Here is a 16,784-nt window from a genome sequence, read left to right on the forward strand (position 1 = left end):
TGGCTTTAACAGCTTTATCAAAAGGAACCAGATTATTCAAAGTATGTCTCGTGTTGGTAAATGTATCGACAATGGCCAATGGAAAACTTTTGGGGGATCATCAAAGAAGAGATGTATCACTTGAAGACCTATAAGAGCTTTGAGGAATTGGAGAATGACGTTAAACAATATATTGAATTTTATAATACCCAACGGGTAACCTTGAAAATGGGATTAAAAATCCCCGCATAAAAAAAAGCCATGCATGAGTGATTCATACATGGCACAAATTATTTTGTTTATTTGCCTGTCTACTTGACAGGGAGCAGTTCATATTTTGAAAGAAGGATCTTTTTTAACTTTCTTTAAGTGTTTCAATGAGTTCTTTACGAGTATAGTCGCCACTGACAAGGTCTTTACGAATTTGTTGACCGGAGTTGCTTTCTTTTTCGGTCTGTTCGATGAATTGATCACTTAGAGGATCTTTATGAAAATGAACAAAGCGTTTATCTAAAGAGGCAAAATCTTGAATTGTTAAATGTTCTTCGAGCTGACTTAAACCTTCCATATAAATGGATAAGTCGCGGTAAGGTTCTTCCACATAATATTCTAAATCTTGATCATTGGCTTGTCTATTTTTGTAAGTTGTTTGAGCTTTTTTCCATTCTTTATAAGCTTGGTAAAGTTTATGAGCTCTTGGCTCAATTTTTTCTTTGTCTTTTTGACGTTCTTTTAAAAAGGCTTCACTCGTATTTAACTGATCAACAATATATTCTGCTTGATATTTTAAGTTAGCTAAGGCTTGAATCATATTAGCGTCTTCAATGTGTTCGACTAAAAGATCATAATCGTTTAAATAATCTTTAGGCGTTTCTTCATAAGGCTCTAACATTTCTGCTTTAACTTCATAAGGAGTTTCATAACGTTTCCGTCTTGTAATGACGCGGTATAAGCGTTGGAAAAAATTAGGTTTTAAGTAAGCCAGTTCCGGATCAATGGCTACTTGTAAATAATATTCTGCTTGACGAAGGTAATGGTTCCAATCCGTTAATAAGTTGTCATAAACCTCTTCTTCTTCTTGAATAATTCGGTCTAGATTTTCTTTAAATAATTCAACCATTGTTTCTTCATCTGCGATTAAGTTCCACTGATCATCGGTTAAAATCGTCATACTCAATTGGTAACTTTCGATCCATTTTCGGTATTCATCAAATAATTGAATATATTCATTCCACTGTTTATCTAAGTCAAATCGCTCATTGACTAACATTCTAAAAAACGCGATACTTTGAGCATGGTTTAATTGAGTTAATACATTTTCTCGCTCCATTCTTCCATCTCCTTTCACTTTTGATTTTACAGGATTGTAGACTACTTTTCTAATATTCTTTCTTAATTTATCGCTCTTTATCTGTTATTTCATGATATACTATGACTATGTGTTTTTAGGAGGTGATGATGTGACTCAATCTGTCGATAAAGCATGGCTATGGATTTTAATGAGCTTTCTATTGTTTTTTGGACAAACCTTTGGACTAGCAATTGTCTTTTTCATTGGATTACTTTACTTTTTATTTCAATTTTTAGAGCTGCAATCTTTTGTTGATCAATTTTTCAAAACAACGATGGGGCAATCTGAACAATCTTTTGGACAAAAGTACGCTATCTATGCCCTTTTAACTGTTGTCTTTTTACTATTAAGCTTAGCTTTTTCAAACTTTATTGCTCGTTTGAGTATTCATTTATTTATTTTATATCACGCAGTAGGAGCACTCATGGCTTTAGTTCAGCTGTGGTATTTAAGAAGCATTCATTTATTAAAGCAAACACGTTTCCAATGGGTTTATCGTTTGCTTTTACATAGTTTGTTTATAGGGATCGCTGTTGTTAAGCCGGAGTGGTTTAATTTCCTTTTAGCGATGATTACTTTACTCATTGGTTGCTCTCTTATTCCTTATTTACCTATAGCAGTTAGGAAGTGGCCTATTCCTTTATGGATTACTTTTTTAGCGCCTTTTCAGCAAAACCGCAAAACACTGAAAAATAAAAAAAAGTTTGAAGAAAAGCCTGCGGTCTTAAAACAAACCCCCTTATCTTTATATATCCACTTAGAACATGTTAACGGGGGACAATTTGCCCATATTGATGTGGGGTTTGAAGGAAAAATCTATGCTTATAATAACTTTGACCCTGATTCATGGCGCTTAGGACGTTTAGTGGGAGATGGTGTGCTCGTTGTAGCCAAAGAAGAGGACTACTTAAGCTTTAGACGTCATCATCACTCAACTGCTTGGGTCTATCATGCAAATCTTACGCCTCAACAATTAAATCGAGTAGAAGACTTCTTTGACGACATTTTAAGTCAAACGGAACCTTTCACGCTAACATCTGCTCGTCAATCTGGCCACGCTGTCGGTAAACTGAGTCGTTGGGGACGAACAGATATCTATAAATTTAAACCACACTCAAAATACCAAACTTACTTTTTATTAGGAATGAACTGCGCTCAATTTGTTGATGATTTAATTACCACCACAAAGCTAGATGTTTTTACCACCTTTGGTCTTCAAACACCAGGAAACTTCTATCATTATTTAGAGCTCCAAAAAAGACAACACCCTCAATCTTTTGAATCTTGGGATGTTGTCCAACCGCATTCCTTTTATCAATCATAAAAAAGCTTCATCCTTGGCGATGAAGCTTTTTATATTTAGTGATAGTTTGTTGGTTTGGCCATAATCATATCAAGTTGTCCGGTAAATGTAGCTTCACGGGAGTCTTTTGGTAAGATGAATGAATTTCCTTTACGAATTTCGTAATGTTGGCCTTCCATATCTAAATATCCTTTACCATCAATAACAGTTAACATTAAGTAAGGATTAATATCCGTTAATTCAACTCGGTTGGATACTTTAATTCGCTCAACTTTATAATAAGGCGTCTCAATTAATCTTAAAATGGAGTCCGGCACTTGTTCTTCGGCGCGGCGGTTAAACGGACTGTTATGGTGAGGTACTTGTGTAACTTCTTTAGCTTGTTGCAAATGCAGTTCGCGATGATTTCCTTTGTCATCTTTACGATCGTAATCATATAAACGATAAGTGGTATCAGAACTTTGTTGAATTTCAAGTAACATAATCCCTTTTCCGATCGCGTGAATGGTTCCCGCAGGCACATCAAAAAAATCGCCTGGTTGTACTTTCACTTCTGTTAGTAGATCATTCCACTGACCTTCTTCGATCATTTTTTCGAACTCTTCCGGCTCTAATGCATTATGTCCATAAATAATCGTTGCACCGGGTTCGGCATCTAAAATATACCAACACTCGGCTTTACCTTGTTCGCCTTCATGTTTATAAGCATAAGCGTCATTAGGATGAACTTGAACAGATAAATCTTCTTTAGCGTCGATAATTTTAACGAGTAACGGAAATTCCTTTGGTGGATTCTTACCAAATAAATGTGGACGCTCGCGGTATAATTCATCTAATCCTTTATTTAAGTGATAATCTGGATAGGTAATGGTGGACACTCCGTTTGGATGAGCACTAATGACCCAAGCTTCTCCTACTTGATCATTAGGAATATTGAAGCCGAATTCAGTTTTTAAACGGGCCCCACCCCAAATACGCTCTTTAAATGTTGGTTTTAAAAATATTGGTTGCATCGCGTAATCCCCCCTCGTAGTAATTGGTAAATCGTTTACAAATTTATTATAACAGACATTTGATTTTTCTTAACCTAATAACAAAAACTTCTTAAGCAGTTATCCTACTTAAGAAGTTTTATCGGCTTAATAACTAAAGGTTAAATCCGTCCAGTCTTTTAAAACATCATAATAAAGACTAGCATAATAGCGCGCCATCGCTAAGTTGTGATCTAAATAGTTTCCGCACTCTTTCGGGGAGTTACCAGGAATATCACCATGATAATCTTTAGCCCACTCGAAGGTTCTTGTTAGTAAATCGAGTAAATCTTTAGCTTCAATTTGATCTGTTGTAATTAAATAAAAGCCTGTGCGGCATCCCATAGGACCAAAATAAATAATCTCATCTTTAAACTTGGGATCGTTTCGTAAAAAGGTTGCTCCTAAATGCTCTAAAGTGTGCATTTCTCCTGTATTAAGCACCAAATCTTTATTAGGGCGAACAAAACGTAAATCATAAGAATATAATTTACGATCCCCCACTGTATCGATCCGAGAAAGATAAAGACCCGGTTCTAAGTGACAATGATCCACTGTAAAGCTTGCGATTTTCTCCATACTATCTTCCTTTCTTTCTTAAGCTCTCTGATACGCCTTCGATCAGCCATTTAGCATGCATCGTATAAATTTGTGAAAAAGTATCCTTAGACCAATTTTCGATAAAAGATCGCTCAATCACACTATGAATGATGGTACTAATAAAACGAACCCGTTCCAACTCAATTTCAATATCTTCCATTGGATTATCTGTGCCTTTTAGCGTCCAGGATAAATAGTAACTACGATATAAATCGCGTAAATTTTGAGAATAAAATTCTTCTTTAATGACATCTCCATATTCTTTTAATGTTTTTTTCAAATTGTGTTGATGTCTTTGATAAAGTTGTTGAAACACTTGATGCATGTTCACGGTATAATGACGGATCGTTGTGAAGTAACAATCTTCTAAGTCATCAAAATATTGATAAAAGCTTCCTCTTGAAATATTCGCTGTTTCAATAATCGCTTTCACTGTCGCGTGCTGTAAAGGATGCTGTTCAAATTCTTGTTTGGCAGCTGATAAAATACGCTCTTTTTTTTCATCTGATAAGTTATGAAATGTTTCCTTGGCCATGAAATATACTCCTTTTAGTCATTATAACAACGTCCTCTGAATATTTCCATTATACCACGATGCTTTATAGTGACCAATATTAAAAACGTCTCTCACAAAGAAGAGACGAATTTTAAATTGATTAGTGAGTCTTTCCGCCTACCATTTTAATATCTTCTTTATCTTTAAAATCAATCATCGCTTCAATGGCTACTTCAATTCCGCGACTCATATCTTGTAAAGACATGGAAGGTTGGTCCGGTCGGTCAACCACTTGTTCTGTCATAAATGGAATATGCATAAAACCTGCTTTAGTCTTTGGAAACTCTTTGTGAGCGTAATAAAGAGCTTGGTACATAATGTGATTACAGACAAAGGTTCCTGCTGTATTAGATACACTGGCAGGAAGTCCCGCATCGCGAATCGCTTGAGTCATCGCCTTAATCGGTAAGGTGCTAAAATAAGCCGGTGCTCCGTCTTCGTGAATGACAACATCAATGGGTTGATTCCCTTCGTTGTCAGGAATACGTGCATCGTCTTCATTAATCGCGACACGTTCTGGAGTTAATCCTGAACGTCCCCCTGCTTGCCCAATAGCTAATACCATATCTGGCTCATGCGTGCGCATCGCATCAAGTAAAACGTCTCCTGATTTATGGAACACCGTTGGAATTTCCACTTTAATAATTTCTGCATCTTTAATCGTATTTGGAAGCAACTTAACCGCTTCAATTGCTGGGTTAATCGCGTCTCCTCCAAAAGGGTCAAACCCTGTTACTAATATTTTCATCGTTTTCATCCTTTCTTTTTATTTAAAAAGCCCATACATACATTAACACAATATGAACAATGACCATAATTAATGCGATCGGCATTTGGTCACGAATAATACTATAAGGACTCTTCGTCTCAAGTAAAGCTGCAGGTAATGCGTTAAAGTTTCCAGCCATCGGAGTCATTAACGTGCCACAATATCCTGCCGTTAAGCCTAGTGCGCCAACAATAATTGGATCAGCGCCTAGTTCAATAACAAAGGGAATACCTACTCCGGCTGTAATCACCGCAAAAGCAGCAAATCCATTCCCCATAATCATTGTAAAGATAACCATTCCTAATACGTAAGCCACCACACCAAAAAATTGATGGTTTGCTGGAACCACTGAGCCAATAATATTAGCAATGACCTCACCAACTCCTGCCACAGTAAAGACCGCACCTAAAGCGGCTAATAGTTGAGGTAAAATACTCACACTAGAAACTTGTTGTACCATTCGGTCCGATTGTTCAACTAATTCTCCAGCCTTTGCTTTAGTAACTAGTAAAATAACCATCGTTCCAATGGTCGCTCCCACTCCTACCGCCGCACGACTTAAGTTCGGAACATATTGAGCAAAAGCTAAAGCCGATAGTGCTAAGATTACTACTGGAATAAAAATTTTATTATTTAAACGTGTAGCATTTCGTTCTGCTTCTTCTTCCGTTACTTGAGGAAGTGTTCCCACTTGAACTTGTTTGAATAGCGTAAGTATAGCCAAAATAACCACTAACATACCGACTATTTGAGGTGGAATCCATGAACCAAAAATAAAAATAATACCTAAAATTGTCCAAAAAGCAGTCGCTCCTAGGCGAGTTGGATTCGTGTGGTCTTTAAATACGCGACTCGCTGTATATAATAATTGAGAACCAATTACAGCATAAATAATATTCATTAAAGTATCTTGCATTGCCATCTTATTGCTCCCTTCTTGAACTGTACTTACGTTTTAAGCGTTGATCCAGTAAGTAGTTATTTAGAAAACTTAGTATTAAAGCAATTAAGGCGACAGGAATTGATGCGCGGGCAATAAGAGCAATATTATCTGGATAACCTGCTTCACCTAAAAATCCTGAAATAAGTAGTACGCCTCCTGAGGCCGCAAAGGTGTTTTGGGCAAAGAAGTTACCGAAGTTATCGCTTGCGGCAGAACGTGCTTTAATTTTATCGATATCGTCTTCATCTAATTCACCATACTTTGCTTCCGCTGCTGCCTGAGCCATCGGTTGAATTAACGGACGAACAAACTGAGGATGCCCTCCTAATTCAATCGCTAAAGCTCTAGCAACTTCACGAATACCTTGGTAAAGGGTCAACAAACCTCCAGTACTTAACCCCTTCATTGAGGAAATCAAATGCACTGCTTGTTGTTTTAACCCGTATTTCTCTGCTAAACCTAACATCGGTAGCGCAATAAAGAAAATTGTTACAATTCGCTGTTCGACAAACTTCTCTCCTAAAATAGTTAAAAACTCGCTGACACTCATTCCTGATACTAGAGTTGTCACAAAACCTGCGAGCACTACCGTCGCAATGGTATCCATTTTCAAAATAAAACCAATAACGATAATGACAACGCCAATTAATTTAATCCATTCCATTTTTTCCTCTCCTTTTCATTGGAATAGGCCTATTATACCAGAATTTGCTATTTTTTAATAAGCATATTGCTAGAGTCCCAGTGAAGAAAGCGCTACAATAAACTTAGTGAAAACTATTAATTTTAAAGGAGAGGATTTATTATGTCACTAAAAGTTGGCGAACGCGCCCCTGAATTTACTTTACCTTCTATTAATGGAAAAGACGTTTCTTTATCCGACTTTAAAGGTCAACGTATTTTACTATCCTTTCACCCATTAGCTTTTACAAGCATTTGTGGAGACCAAGTGCGCGATTTAGCAGTTCACTTTAATGATTTAAAAGAAAAAGGAATTGACGCAGTACTTTCTATTTCTGTGGATCCTGCTCCAGCTAAAAAAGTTTGGGCAATGTCGTTAGATATTAATCCAGAAGAAATTATTTTCTTATCTGACTTTGAACCTAAAGGCGAAGTCGCTAAAAAATATGACGCTTATATCGAAGACTGGGGTATGTCCGGACGTAATACTTATGTCATTGATGGCGATGGTATGATTGAAATCGCAATCGACAATGATCCAGGCCAATTACCTGATTTAGAAAGTTTAATCGAAAAACTATAAACACATCTTTAATTTAACGTGCTATCTACAAGTAGACTAGGTAGCACGTTTCTTTCATTTTCATATAAAAGGAGTCGATCAATCAATGGAAATCATTCATTACGGTCAACATGAAGATCAATTTATTGAAGTCCACGTGCCTTCTAAAGTGAATAGCCCCAATCAGTGGCTAGTATTAGTTCATGGAGGTTACTGGCGCGATAAATATAACTTGTCTTTAAGCGATCCTTTAATTGAATTATTGTTAAATAAAGGATTTAAAGTAGTTAACATTGAATACCGCCGTGGTCATCATCCATGGCCAATTCCTGAAGAAGATGTCAAAAAGGCGATTCAATTTTTTAAAGACTCTACATTCTTTAAAGGAGAAGAAATTATTTTAATCGGCCACTCCGTCGGCGGGCAACTTGCTTTAAATAATGCTTCGCAAGCAGAGAGAATCATAGCTCTTGCTCCCGTGACAGATGTTCTCTATACAAAAGAGCACCATTTAGGTAATGAAGCTGTTAAAGATTATTTTGGTGACGCACCAGATTCGTTACTAAAAGAAGCTTCACCTCTTTCAAGATTACCCCTCAAAACGAAAACATTAATGATTCACGGCTTTAATGACGAACAAGTCAAAATAGAGACAACCTTTAAATACATCGAGAAAAATAACAAAAACAATATTGATCTATATGCTTACGCCGTTTTTCCTCATATGGATTGTATTGATCCTGAAGGTAAACATATTGACGTCATGATAAACTGGATTAAAAAACATAAATAAAAAAGGCGTGTCTCCTGTATCATTCAGGAAACACGCTTTATAATTAAGTGATTAATGTTCGTTTGGATCATTTTCTGCATCTTCATGAGTTGGATGAGTTGTTCCAGGAACATGGTCTGGGCCCGCATAAATAGAATAGAGTTTTAGCGGTTCATCCCCTGTATTGGTTACATTATGCCAAGTATCTGCAGGAACGAAAATTGCGTCATCGGCTCCAACTTTTGCTTCAAAGTTTAAATCGTCTTCACTCGGTCCCATTTGACATAAACCTTTACCTGACTCAATGCGTAAAAATTGTTCAATACCGTGGTGAATTTCTAAGCCAATATCATCGCCTGGTTCGATGGACATAACGGTAACTTGTAAATTGTCTCCTGTCCAAATCGTACGACGATAGTAGTCGTTATCAAGGGTCATCCCTTCAATATTTTCTGTCACAGGTTGTTTACCGCGATCACTGTAATCATAAGTCATGTTGAATTCCTCCTTCAAACCTTTGTTGCATCTACAACTACATTATAATTATTTTAAAGAAAGTGTTCAAACAAAATGAATTAAAAAACTCCTCAAATGAGGAGTTTAAAATTATGCTTCAAAATAACCATTGGTTGGATTATATTTCCATACCGCAGATGGAGCGTTTGTTGCTGGATCTGCTTCGTAAATTTCAATCGTATATTCAGAACCATTTAATGTTACTTGGACAAATTGATCGATTTGGCTCGCTTCGTCTAGTGATCCTAGAAGAACCGAATTGCTTGATTCTTCTAATACTTGCCAGTCATCTAAATCATTATTTAAAACGAAATCATACCCTGACACGTCATTCGTATCATACATATACTGCAAGTCCCAAATAACTTCAACGCCGTCAAGAGACGCTTCGTCATAAACTTCTTCGGTATTCTCTGGATCTTCTGTCTCGTCTTCTTGAGCAGTTTCTACGGGGTCTTCATTCAATTCCACATTGTCTGATTGATCTAAAATCTCTAGCGTTTCATTATCCACATCAATCCATTCCCCATCAGCCCACGTTATCGTCACACTTTGGTCATGGGTTTCAAAGGAAATCGCTTCGTCTGGGTGAGTTGCTGAATAGGTATGGATCGTTGCGCCATCGATACTACTTAATTTCCAACTCGATACATCTGGTGTAAAGCCGTAATTGTAACTAATCACACGTTGGTAGTAATCAGCTACATCCCATAATGTATCCCAATCGAAGTTCCCTCCTAAAGCGACTTCTTCCATTGGTAAACTTTCCCATTCTTCGTCTACCGTTGGTTCAACATCTTCTTGCGGATCGACTTCGACTTCTTCATCGACACCGTCAATTGCTTCACTAGCTTGTTCTGTTTGTGACTGCTGATTAGTTGCTTCATTCGTCATTGATGACTTTAACGATTGAGTTGATGGACGTGTTTGAGTAGGCAAGACACTGGATGACTCTTTTTTAACTTCATCTACCATCTTCATTGAAGTTAAATCATATACTTTTTGGTTAATACGAACGCGGTTATTATCTAATATTTCAACGTCAAGTTTTTCACGTTGGTTAGTCGTCGGGTGAAGATAGCTTGCTTCAAAACGATCCGCAAACACACGGTCTAAACGCCATGTTTGTTGATTATATTGATCGTTTGAAAGGCCACTCTCATCAGCCACTTTATTAGCGATCATTGCTTTTTCGTAAAATTGGACAAAGTCTTCTAAATGAGCAAAAGCTGTCTGTCCTTCGATTGAAATCGCACTTAATTCTGGTGTCGCCAGAGCATTAAGCAATGTTTCTTTCGTTGCTTGACTTTGACCAACCGGCGCATTATTAAAGGCTTCAGCAAACTCATATAAATACTGAACTGCTAAATCATCTTGAATTTCATGGTCTTGAATAAAAGTTTGTGTGACTGATTCTTCATCACTTGTACCATTTAATTGTTGATCAATTAATTGAACCTTTAAATCAGTCATCCAGTCATTAACTGCTTCAATTGAACTACCTGACGTTGCATTTAATTCAGCAACTGTTTTAAGTTCTAAATAAGCCACTCGCATATCCGATGGATCTAAAGAAAAACCGTTTTGGTTGAGGGCTTCAAAAATCCCAACGACTCCATTGACTCCATCAGTTGATTCCACAGATGCTATTTGAACACTGGTATTCTGTACTCCAGCTGTAATTAAAGCATTGCGATAAGAAATATCATTTACTTGAGTAATGTTTTCAGGAGTTATTACATCAACGACTACACCTTGTTGAGCAAAGTCTGGATTAATTGCTGCACTTAAATAATAACTATCTTGTTGAATCCCATCTTCTTGCGCGATTAAATCAACTAAAGATTGATCGACATAAACATACTTACTTTTATTTCCTTGATGTTGACCTAATAAAATAAGTGTCTCTTTTTGTTGTTCATTCGTTAAAGATTGACCTAATACAACGAGGTCATTTAATTGTTGTTCTTCAGCATGGGCAGTCCACGGAAGGGATTTAATATTAAATAATCCCACTGCTGGGTTGCTTAATATAAGCATACTAGTTGTTAAAAGAAAGAATTTTCTTAACTTCACGTCTAAACCTCCTAAATGTTTTGACTTACTTCTATTGTACCGATTTTATACATTCAATTCATCTTTGCCTGCTTAAATTTTACTTACAAATTGGTTACAGTTATACAAAAAAAGCCGAAGTGTCTTAAGAAACACTTCAGCTTTTACTAACCTCGGTAAGCCATAAAAATAAAGTTTAAAACAAATAAAGTAGCACTTACCCAAATAATAGGGTGAATTTTGCGGGCTTGGCCGATCACTACTTTTACAATGATATAAGTAATGAAACCAAAGGCAATTCCGTTGGAAATACTATAAGTTAGAACGGTCATAATAATCGTTGTAAAGGCAGGAATGGCTTCTGTAAAGTCGTTCCAATCGATTTCTGCAAAGGAAGCACTCATTAAAATTCCGACAATGATTAAAGCCGGTGCCGTAGCTGCTGCTGGAACGAGACCAATGACAGGTGCAAGAATAATACTAAATAAAAACATTAGCGCAGTCACAACCGATGTTAAACCTGTTTTACCACCCGCACCAATTCCAACGGCACTTTCTGTAAAAGTAGTCACGTTTGTGGTTCCTAAAAATGAACCGATAATTGTTGCGGTAATATCAGAAATAAATCCTTTTTCAAGACGCGTTGAACTTCCTGATCCTTTAAGTAGTGCTTCTTCATCTGCTTGGGTGAAAATTCCTGAACGACGTCCTGTTCCAATTAACGTTCCTACCGTATCAAAGGTATCTGTTAAGCTCGCTGCAAAGATGAAAGGAATGACAGTAAATAAATCATGATTTTTGAATAAGCTCATAATTCCTTGACTTCCCCAACCTTTACCTGCCAAAGAGCTAAACTCTTCCCAAATGAGAGAATACGAAGGAAAGCTATTCATCCCGTGAATATCCACTACTCCTAAAGGAATACCTAAAAGAGTAGTTGCTAATAAGCCAATTAAAATAGCTCCTTGAACTTGTTTTAACATTAAAATTAACGTAAAAACAACCCCAAATAAGGCCAATTGAATCGTTGGATCATTGAATAGAGCTAACGAAGGAACTTCATTGAACTCAACAAAGCCAATATTTAAAAAGCCAATATAAGCAACGAATAAACCAATTCCTCCACCAATCGCATTTTGCAGTGGTCTGGGAATAGCACGGAAGATTTGTTTACGAACTCCTGTAAAAGTGAGAACTAAACTAATTAATCCACTAATTAAAACAATTCCTAACGCTTCAAAAGGTGTAAAACCTCCAGCAATAACCACCGTATAAGTAAAGAAGGCATTTAACCCCATACCGGGTGCTTGAGCGTAAGGAATATTTGCATAAATCCCCATTAATCCCGTTCCAATAACAGCCGCTAGTATCGTTGCGATATATACGCCGTAGTATGGAAGCCCTGCGTCAGATAGAATCGCTGGGTTGACTGCTAAAATATATGACATCGCAAAGAATGTTGATAAACCAGCGATAACTTCTTTTGATACAGTCGTGCCGTATTCATCAAGCTTAAAATACTTATTTAACATCTCCAACCTCCAAAAATAGTTATCATCCAAACATATTTATTGAAGCTGTGACAAATAATTTAAAAATAATGCCTAATCACAAACCCAATAGTCAATTATTTACGGTAATTGGTAGAAACTCTTCAACCTTATTTTGAAGATTATATTTGGATGTCTTTTTATTATAGCGAATTTATAGAAATTGAAAAGAAGAAAATAAAAAAAGAACGTACTTTCGTACGCTCTTTAGGTTTATTAGTCATCTAAGTCGACTTTTAATACTTTTTTATCGTGGGCATCAATTTTAACTTTAGTTTCTGTTCCGGCATTTTTAAATTTAATTTCCCAAACAGTTAATTCACCATCGCGGTCTAATTCCCATTTTTCGATTTCGCCAGCGTCAGCACCTGCTTCTTCTTTAGCAATTTTTTCTGCTTCTTCTTTAGAAACAATGCCGTCTAGATTGATTTTTTCTTTCTCACGCTCAACGCCGTTTTGTTCGTCTTTATCAAGTTCTTTGACTTTTTCTTTAATGATTTCTTTTGTTTCAGCGTCAATTTTTAATGAGTATTCGCTCATATCATCAATACCATCGAAATCATAGATCCAACGGCCTTTATCTTGTTTTAACTTAACACTTTCTAAATCAGTGTCTGGATATTTTTCTTTGTATACTTTTAAAGCATCTTCAAAAGAAATAACAGCGCTTTGTTCTGTTGCTGCTTGTTCTGTTGAAGTTTCAACTGCTGAAGATTCTTCAGCAAAAGCAAGTGGAGATAAAGTTAATGCACTAGAAGTTAATAAAGCGAGTCCTAAATATTTTACTGTATTTTTCATTGTATTGTTCTCCTTTTCTTTAATACAATGCTATTATCTAACAATCATGAAGCCTTCTCATCCGTCTAGAGGATGATATTTCACAAGCTTCATCTTAATCATAAATATTTAGTTTTAAAAAGTGTAGTAAAACGCTTAGAATCAACATTTCTTTAACTATTCTTAATGCCTTCATAAATGTTTAAAGCGTCTTTCATCATTCTAACATTGTGAACGCGCACAATGTTAGCTCCTTGTTGAATGGCCATTAAGCTTGCGGTAATGCTTCCTACATCTCGGTCTTTAGCTTGTTCATGGCCTGTGAGTCTTCCAATAAATCGTTTGCGGCTCACTCCGTATAACACACACACTTGTCCAACAGGATTATAGCGTTTAATATCTTTTAATAAGGCTAAATGATCTTCCACACTCTTCCAACCCACCCCAGGATCGAAACAAACGCGGTCTAAACTAATTCCATACTTTTGAAACTTTTGTACCATTTCTTGTTGGTAGCCTTTAAGTTCTTCTTCTAAAGAATGACCTTCCCATTGTCTTGAATGCATGTAAATGTAACCCGCCTTTGGATAATTAGCGATCACATCTAGCATCCCTTCCATGTCGCCGCCTTTAATATCATTAATGATATGTGCTCCTTTATTTAAAGCCCACTCAGCAACTTGAGGAAAATAAGTATCCACAGAAATAATCACTCGATCATCGGATTCTAACGCTTCTAAAATAGGTGTTAGGCGACGAATCTCTTCTTCGGGTGCCACTTCTGTGTAGCCTGGACGAGTGGATTGAGCCCCTAAATCAATAATATCGACGCCTTGAGCGACCATCTCGTCGATTTGCGATAAAGCATCTTTTGACTGATAAAAGTCACCTCCATCAGAAAAGGAGTCTGGAGTGACATTGACCACTCCCATAATTAAACCTCGGGAAGTGTTAAATACTTGTTTAATATTTACCATACTTTTATCCTTTCAATTGATTTAATAATTGTTTAAACGCTTGAACACGTGCACTATAATGAACAGCTTCTTCTTTTGGTAACTGAGCGACGGTTACATCTTTTTTAGGAACAACTAATATTGAATCAAACCCGTAGCCATTACTTCCTCGCTGATTCGATGAAATAGTAAAAGGTAAGCGACTCTCTGCCTTAACCACCCGTCCATCCGGGTAAGCATATACAAGGCAAGCGACTAACGTAGCTTTTCTAGAATAGTTTCTAGAAGCGTCGTATAATTCTAAAATTTGTTCATTCATCTCAAACTCGCTAGACCCTGGAGCAAAAAAACGTTTGGTCTTAAGTCCTAATAGATTAGGAAAGTCTTCTAACTCTAATCCGCCATCGTCTCCTAAAACTGGACAATTAATTTCTTTAGCAATCGTCAGCGCTTTAAGCGTTGCGTTTTCAGCGTAACTTGCGCCCGTTTCTTCAATATCAATCACTTCATTTATATAAGCGCGGTAACTTTCTAACGGTACCGGGCTCCAAGGACTTAATTCTTTAATTTTAGCTTGATTATCTGTGCCATAAATCATTGGACGTCATCCAAAAAGAGCTGTTGATAATCTTTTTCTTTAAAGATTCCTTCAAAAGCATAAGTCTTTGTATAACTATGAGGGGTTTTGACTCCGCGCATTGTCATACACATATGCTCTGCTGAAATAGCCACTGCTACGCCTGCTACTGGGGCGTTTTCAAATAAACGTTCAGCGATCATAATAGTTAAATCTTCTTGCACGCTCGGTCTAGCTGCAGCGTCTTCCACTAAGCGAGCTAATTTACTTAAACCAAGTACTTGATTTTCCTTTGGAATATAAGCAATATGTGCCTTACCAAAAAATGGAAGCAAATGGTGTTCGCACATAGAATAAAATTGAATATCTTTAACGAGCACCATACCTTCTTTATTTTTCGTATCAAACATTTTGTAGTCATCAAAAGGCGCATTAATAAGCCCTGAAAACACTTCTGCATACATTCTTGCTACACGTTTAGGCGTATCTTTAAGACCAGGACGATGAACATCTTCTCCAATAGCAGTTAAAATCATTCGTGTCGCTTCTTCAATTTGATGAAGTTGAGCGGGTAGTAATCCTTTAGCGGGATACCAATTAGACTCTACTAATGTCAATTCTTGATCTGTCACCTCTTGTAAACCTTCTTCTAATTGATAGTCTGGTTGCTTTGAATCAAATAAATGATCTTCTTGCCAAATATCTAGGAGTGGCTCAATAACGAAGCGACGCTTTTTCGCTTCTTTATGAGGGATAGTTAAACGGTCGGTTTCAATTGTTTGTCCATCAAACCAAATAATATCGAGATCTAAAGTACGAGGACCCCATTTAACTTCTTTCGTTCGTTTCGCTGCAATTTCTTGGGCTTGTAGAACAGTTAGTAATTCCTCAGGATCAAGAGATGTATTGAGTCTCACGCCCGCGTTATAGAAGTTATCTTGTTCAACGGGACCATAAGGAGCCGTTTCGTACAAAGAAGAAACATCTAACAGTTCAATCGTAGGTAGTTCATTTAAACTGTTTAATGCTTTTTCTAAATGCTTTTTACGGTCTCCTAAATTACTACCAATGGATAAATATACTTGATACATTAATAAAATTCACGTCCCATCTCTATTTCAATACAATCATAAATGCCTGCCATAGGCACACTATATTTTCTTATGCGTACTATCGCTTCATTTGTAATATGACGAAAATGAACTTCTATAATATCTAATAAGGCATAAGCAAGTCCTTCAATTAAATCATAAGAGTGATTGGCGATATGTTCAGCAAACATTTCATTGACTTCAGCATAATTGATCGTGTGATGTACATTATCGGTTTGGCCCGCTTTACTTAAAGGCAATCGCAGTTCAACATCAACTTCAATGGGTTGGCCTAGCTTTTTTTCCTCTTCTAAAACGCCGTTATACGTATAAAATTTCATATTTTTAATGCGAATCTTATCCATCCCAAGATCCTCCTTTAATTAATGGCTTTATTATAACAAATTTCCATTAATAAATCCTGAATTGTAAAATTAAGCTAGAAAAAAACAAATAGGACCATTTGTGCTACACTATTTATGAGTCCAATCATAAATAAGGGAGTAGACACAAAATGGCCTATACACATCTTACCACGAAAGAACTGACTTGGATAGAAAACTACTACGAAATTGGCGAAAAAGCTTACATAGTCGCTAAAAAGTTAAGAAGATCTGCTCAAACCATCTATAATGTCTATCATTATTTAGACGATGGTGGAACTATCATCGACTATTATGAAGGCTACAAAGCTAACAAATCTAAGTGTGGCTCT

At 36.6% G+C, this 16,784-nt stretch carries 18 protein-coding genes, 2 pseudogenes and 1 riboswitch; of the genes and pseudogenes, 5 read left to right on the top strand and 15 right to left on the bottom strand.

The genetic code is table 11. The features are described 5' to 3' along the window. Positions 1 to 231 (top strand): annotated as a pseudogene (locus tag BLR79_RS06435) (IS3 family transposase); the annotation flags it as partial. 103 nt (positions 232 to 334) lie between these two features. On the opposite strand, the gene BLR79_RS06440 reads toward BLR79_RS06435, so the two are convergent. Then, positions 335 to 1,309, bottom strand: a complete 975-nt coding sequence (locus BLR79_RS06440) for a hypothetical protein (protein ID WP_092086002.1) — start codon at positions 1,307 to 1,309, stop codon at positions 335 to 337. 130 nt (positions 1,310 to 1,439) lie between these two features. On the opposite strand from BLR79_RS06440, the gene BLR79_RS06445 reads away from it, so the two are divergent. Continuing rightward, positions 1,440 to 2,654: a hypothetical protein gene (locus BLR79_RS06445; RefSeq protein ID WP_092086004.1), complete on the top strand. Its 1,215-nt coding sequence runs from the start codon at positions 1,440 to 1,442 to the stop codon at positions 2,652 to 2,654. Between the two features lie 35 nt (positions 2,655 to 2,689). Here the strand turns inward: BLR79_RS06445 and manA are convergent, their stop codons facing one another. The 6 genes from manA to BLR79_RS06475 all read right to left on the bottom strand — a co-directional run bounded on the left by manA (position 2,690) and on the right by BLR79_RS06475 (position 7,196). Continuing rightward, positions 2,690 to 3,646: a mannose-6-phosphate isomerase, class I gene (gene manA, locus BLR79_RS06450; protein ID WP_092086008.1), complete on the bottom strand. Its 957-nt coding sequence runs from the start codon at positions 3,644 to 3,646 to the stop codon at positions 2,690 to 2,692. A 126-nt stretch (positions 3,647 to 3,772) separates the two neighbouring features. Continuing rightward, complete coding sequence (locus BLR79_RS06455; RefSeq protein ID WP_092086011.1) at positions 3,773 to 4,243, bottom strand: S-ribosylhomocysteine lyase; 471 nt, start codon at positions 4,241 to 4,243, stop codon at positions 3,773 to 3,775. Between the two features lies 1 nt (position 4,244). Continuing rightward, positions 4,245 to 4,799 carry a TetR/AcrR family transcriptional regulator gene (locus BLR79_RS06460; RefSeq protein WP_092086014.1) on the bottom strand — a complete coding sequence of 185 codons (555 nt, stop codon included), beginning with the start codon at positions 4,797 to 4,799 and terminating at the stop codon, positions 4,245 to 4,247. A 121-nt stretch (positions 4,800 to 4,920) separates the two neighbouring features. After that, positions 4,921 to 5,568 (bottom strand): pyroglutamyl-peptidase I, encoded by a 648-nt coding sequence (gene pcp / locus BLR79_RS06465; RefSeq protein ID WP_092086017.1) that lies wholly within the window; start codon positions 5,566 to 5,568, stop codon positions 4,921 to 4,923. Between the two features lie 22 nt (positions 5,569 to 5,590). Next, entirely contained in the window at positions 5,591 to 6,511 is a 921-nt protein-coding gene (locus BLR79_RS06470; RefSeq protein ID WP_092086020.1) for a DUF979 domain-containing protein, read from the bottom strand. A 1-nt stretch (position 6,512) separates the two neighbouring features. Then, the gene (locus tag BLR79_RS06475) at positions 6,513 to 7,196 is read right to left on the bottom strand and encodes a DUF969 domain-containing protein (protein ID WP_092086023.1); all 684 of its coding nucleotides are present in this window, start codon (positions 7,194 to 7,196) and stop codon (positions 6,513 to 6,515) included. A 141-nt stretch (positions 7,197 to 7,337) separates the two neighbouring features. On the opposite strand from BLR79_RS06475, the gene BLR79_RS06480 reads away from it, so the two are divergent. Continuing rightward, on the top strand, positions 7,338 to 7,796 hold the full coding sequence (locus BLR79_RS06480; protein ID WP_092086026.1) for a redoxin domain-containing protein: 459 nt from the start codon (positions 7,338 to 7,340) through the stop codon (positions 7,794 to 7,796). A gap of 85 nt (positions 7,797 to 7,881) precedes the next feature. Next, positions 7,882 to 8,568, top strand: a complete 687-nt coding sequence (locus tag BLR79_RS06485) for an alpha/beta hydrolase family protein (protein WP_092086029.1) — start codon at positions 7,882 to 7,884, stop codon at positions 8,566 to 8,568. 51 nt (positions 8,569 to 8,619) lie between these two features. Here the strand turns inward: BLR79_RS06485 and BLR79_RS06490 are convergent, their stop codons facing one another. The 8 genes from BLR79_RS06490 to folB all read right to left on the bottom strand — a co-directional run bounded on the left by BLR79_RS06490 (position 8,620) and on the right by folB (position 16,434). Next, positions 8,620 to 9,042, bottom strand: a complete 423-nt coding sequence (locus BLR79_RS06490) for a cupin domain-containing protein (protein WP_092086032.1) — start codon at positions 9,040 to 9,042, stop codon at positions 8,620 to 8,622. A 111-nt stretch (positions 9,043 to 9,153) separates the two neighbouring features. After that, positions 9,154 to 11,139 carry a DUF1002 domain-containing protein gene (locus BLR79_RS06495; RefSeq protein ID WP_092086035.1) on the bottom strand — a complete coding sequence of 662 codons (1,986 nt, stop codon included), beginning with the start codon at positions 11,137 to 11,139 and terminating at the stop codon, positions 9,154 to 9,156. A 146-nt stretch (positions 11,140 to 11,285) separates the two neighbouring features. Further along, a complete protein-coding gene (locus tag BLR79_RS06500; protein ID WP_092086038.1) occupies positions 11,286 to 12,650 on the bottom strand; it encodes an NCS2 family permease in 1,365 nt (454 codons plus the stop codon). 68 nt (positions 12,651 to 12,718) lie between these two features. Continuing rightward, positions 12,719 to 12,818: riboswitch (purine riboswitch) on the bottom strand. A 66-nt stretch (positions 12,819 to 12,884) separates the two neighbouring features. Continuing rightward, positions 12,885 to 13,466 carry a PepSY domain-containing protein gene (locus tag BLR79_RS06505; protein ID WP_092086041.1) on the bottom strand — a complete coding sequence of 194 codons (582 nt, stop codon included), beginning with the start codon at positions 13,464 to 13,466 and terminating at the stop codon, positions 12,885 to 12,887. Between the two features lie 152 nt (positions 13,467 to 13,618). Next, on the bottom strand, positions 13,619 to 14,422 hold the full coding sequence (gene folP / locus BLR79_RS06510) for a dihydropteroate synthase (RefSeq protein ID WP_092086044.1): 804 nt from the start codon (positions 14,420 to 14,422) through the stop codon (positions 13,619 to 13,621). Positions 14,423 to 14,426: 4 nt separating this feature from the next. Beyond that, the gene (locus BLR79_RS06515; protein ID WP_092086047.1) at positions 14,427 to 14,999 is read right to left on the bottom strand and encodes a non-canonical purine NTP pyrophosphatase; all 573 of its coding nucleotides are present in this window, start codon (positions 14,997 to 14,999) and stop codon (positions 14,427 to 14,429) included. Next, positions 14,996 to 16,069 carry a GTP cyclohydrolase I FolE gene (gene folE / locus BLR79_RS06520; RefSeq protein ID WP_092086050.1) on the bottom strand — a complete coding sequence of 358 codons (1,074 nt, stop codon included), beginning with the start codon at positions 16,067 to 16,069 and terminating at the stop codon, positions 14,996 to 14,998. The genes BLR79_RS06515 and folE overlap by 4 nt, the downstream gene beginning before the upstream one ends. After that, positions 16,069 to 16,434 carry a dihydroneopterin aldolase gene (folB, locus tag BLR79_RS06525; protein WP_092086053.1) on the bottom strand — a complete coding sequence of 122 codons (366 nt, stop codon included), beginning with the start codon at positions 16,432 to 16,434 and terminating at the stop codon, positions 16,069 to 16,071. Before folB ends, folE begins: the two co-directional genes overlap by 1 nt. Positions 16,435 to 16,583: 149 nt before the next feature. On the opposite strand from folB, the pseudogene BLR79_RS06530 reads away from it, so the two are divergent. Continuing rightward, positions 16,584 to 16,784 (top strand): annotated as a pseudogene (locus tag BLR79_RS06530) (IS30 family transposase); the annotation flags it as partial.

Origin of the sequence: Dolosicoccus paucivorans (assembly GCF_900100125.1) — a bacterium.
Lineage (GTDB): Bacteria > Bacillota > Bacilli > Lactobacillales > Aerococcaceae > Dolosicoccus > Dolosicoccus paucivorans.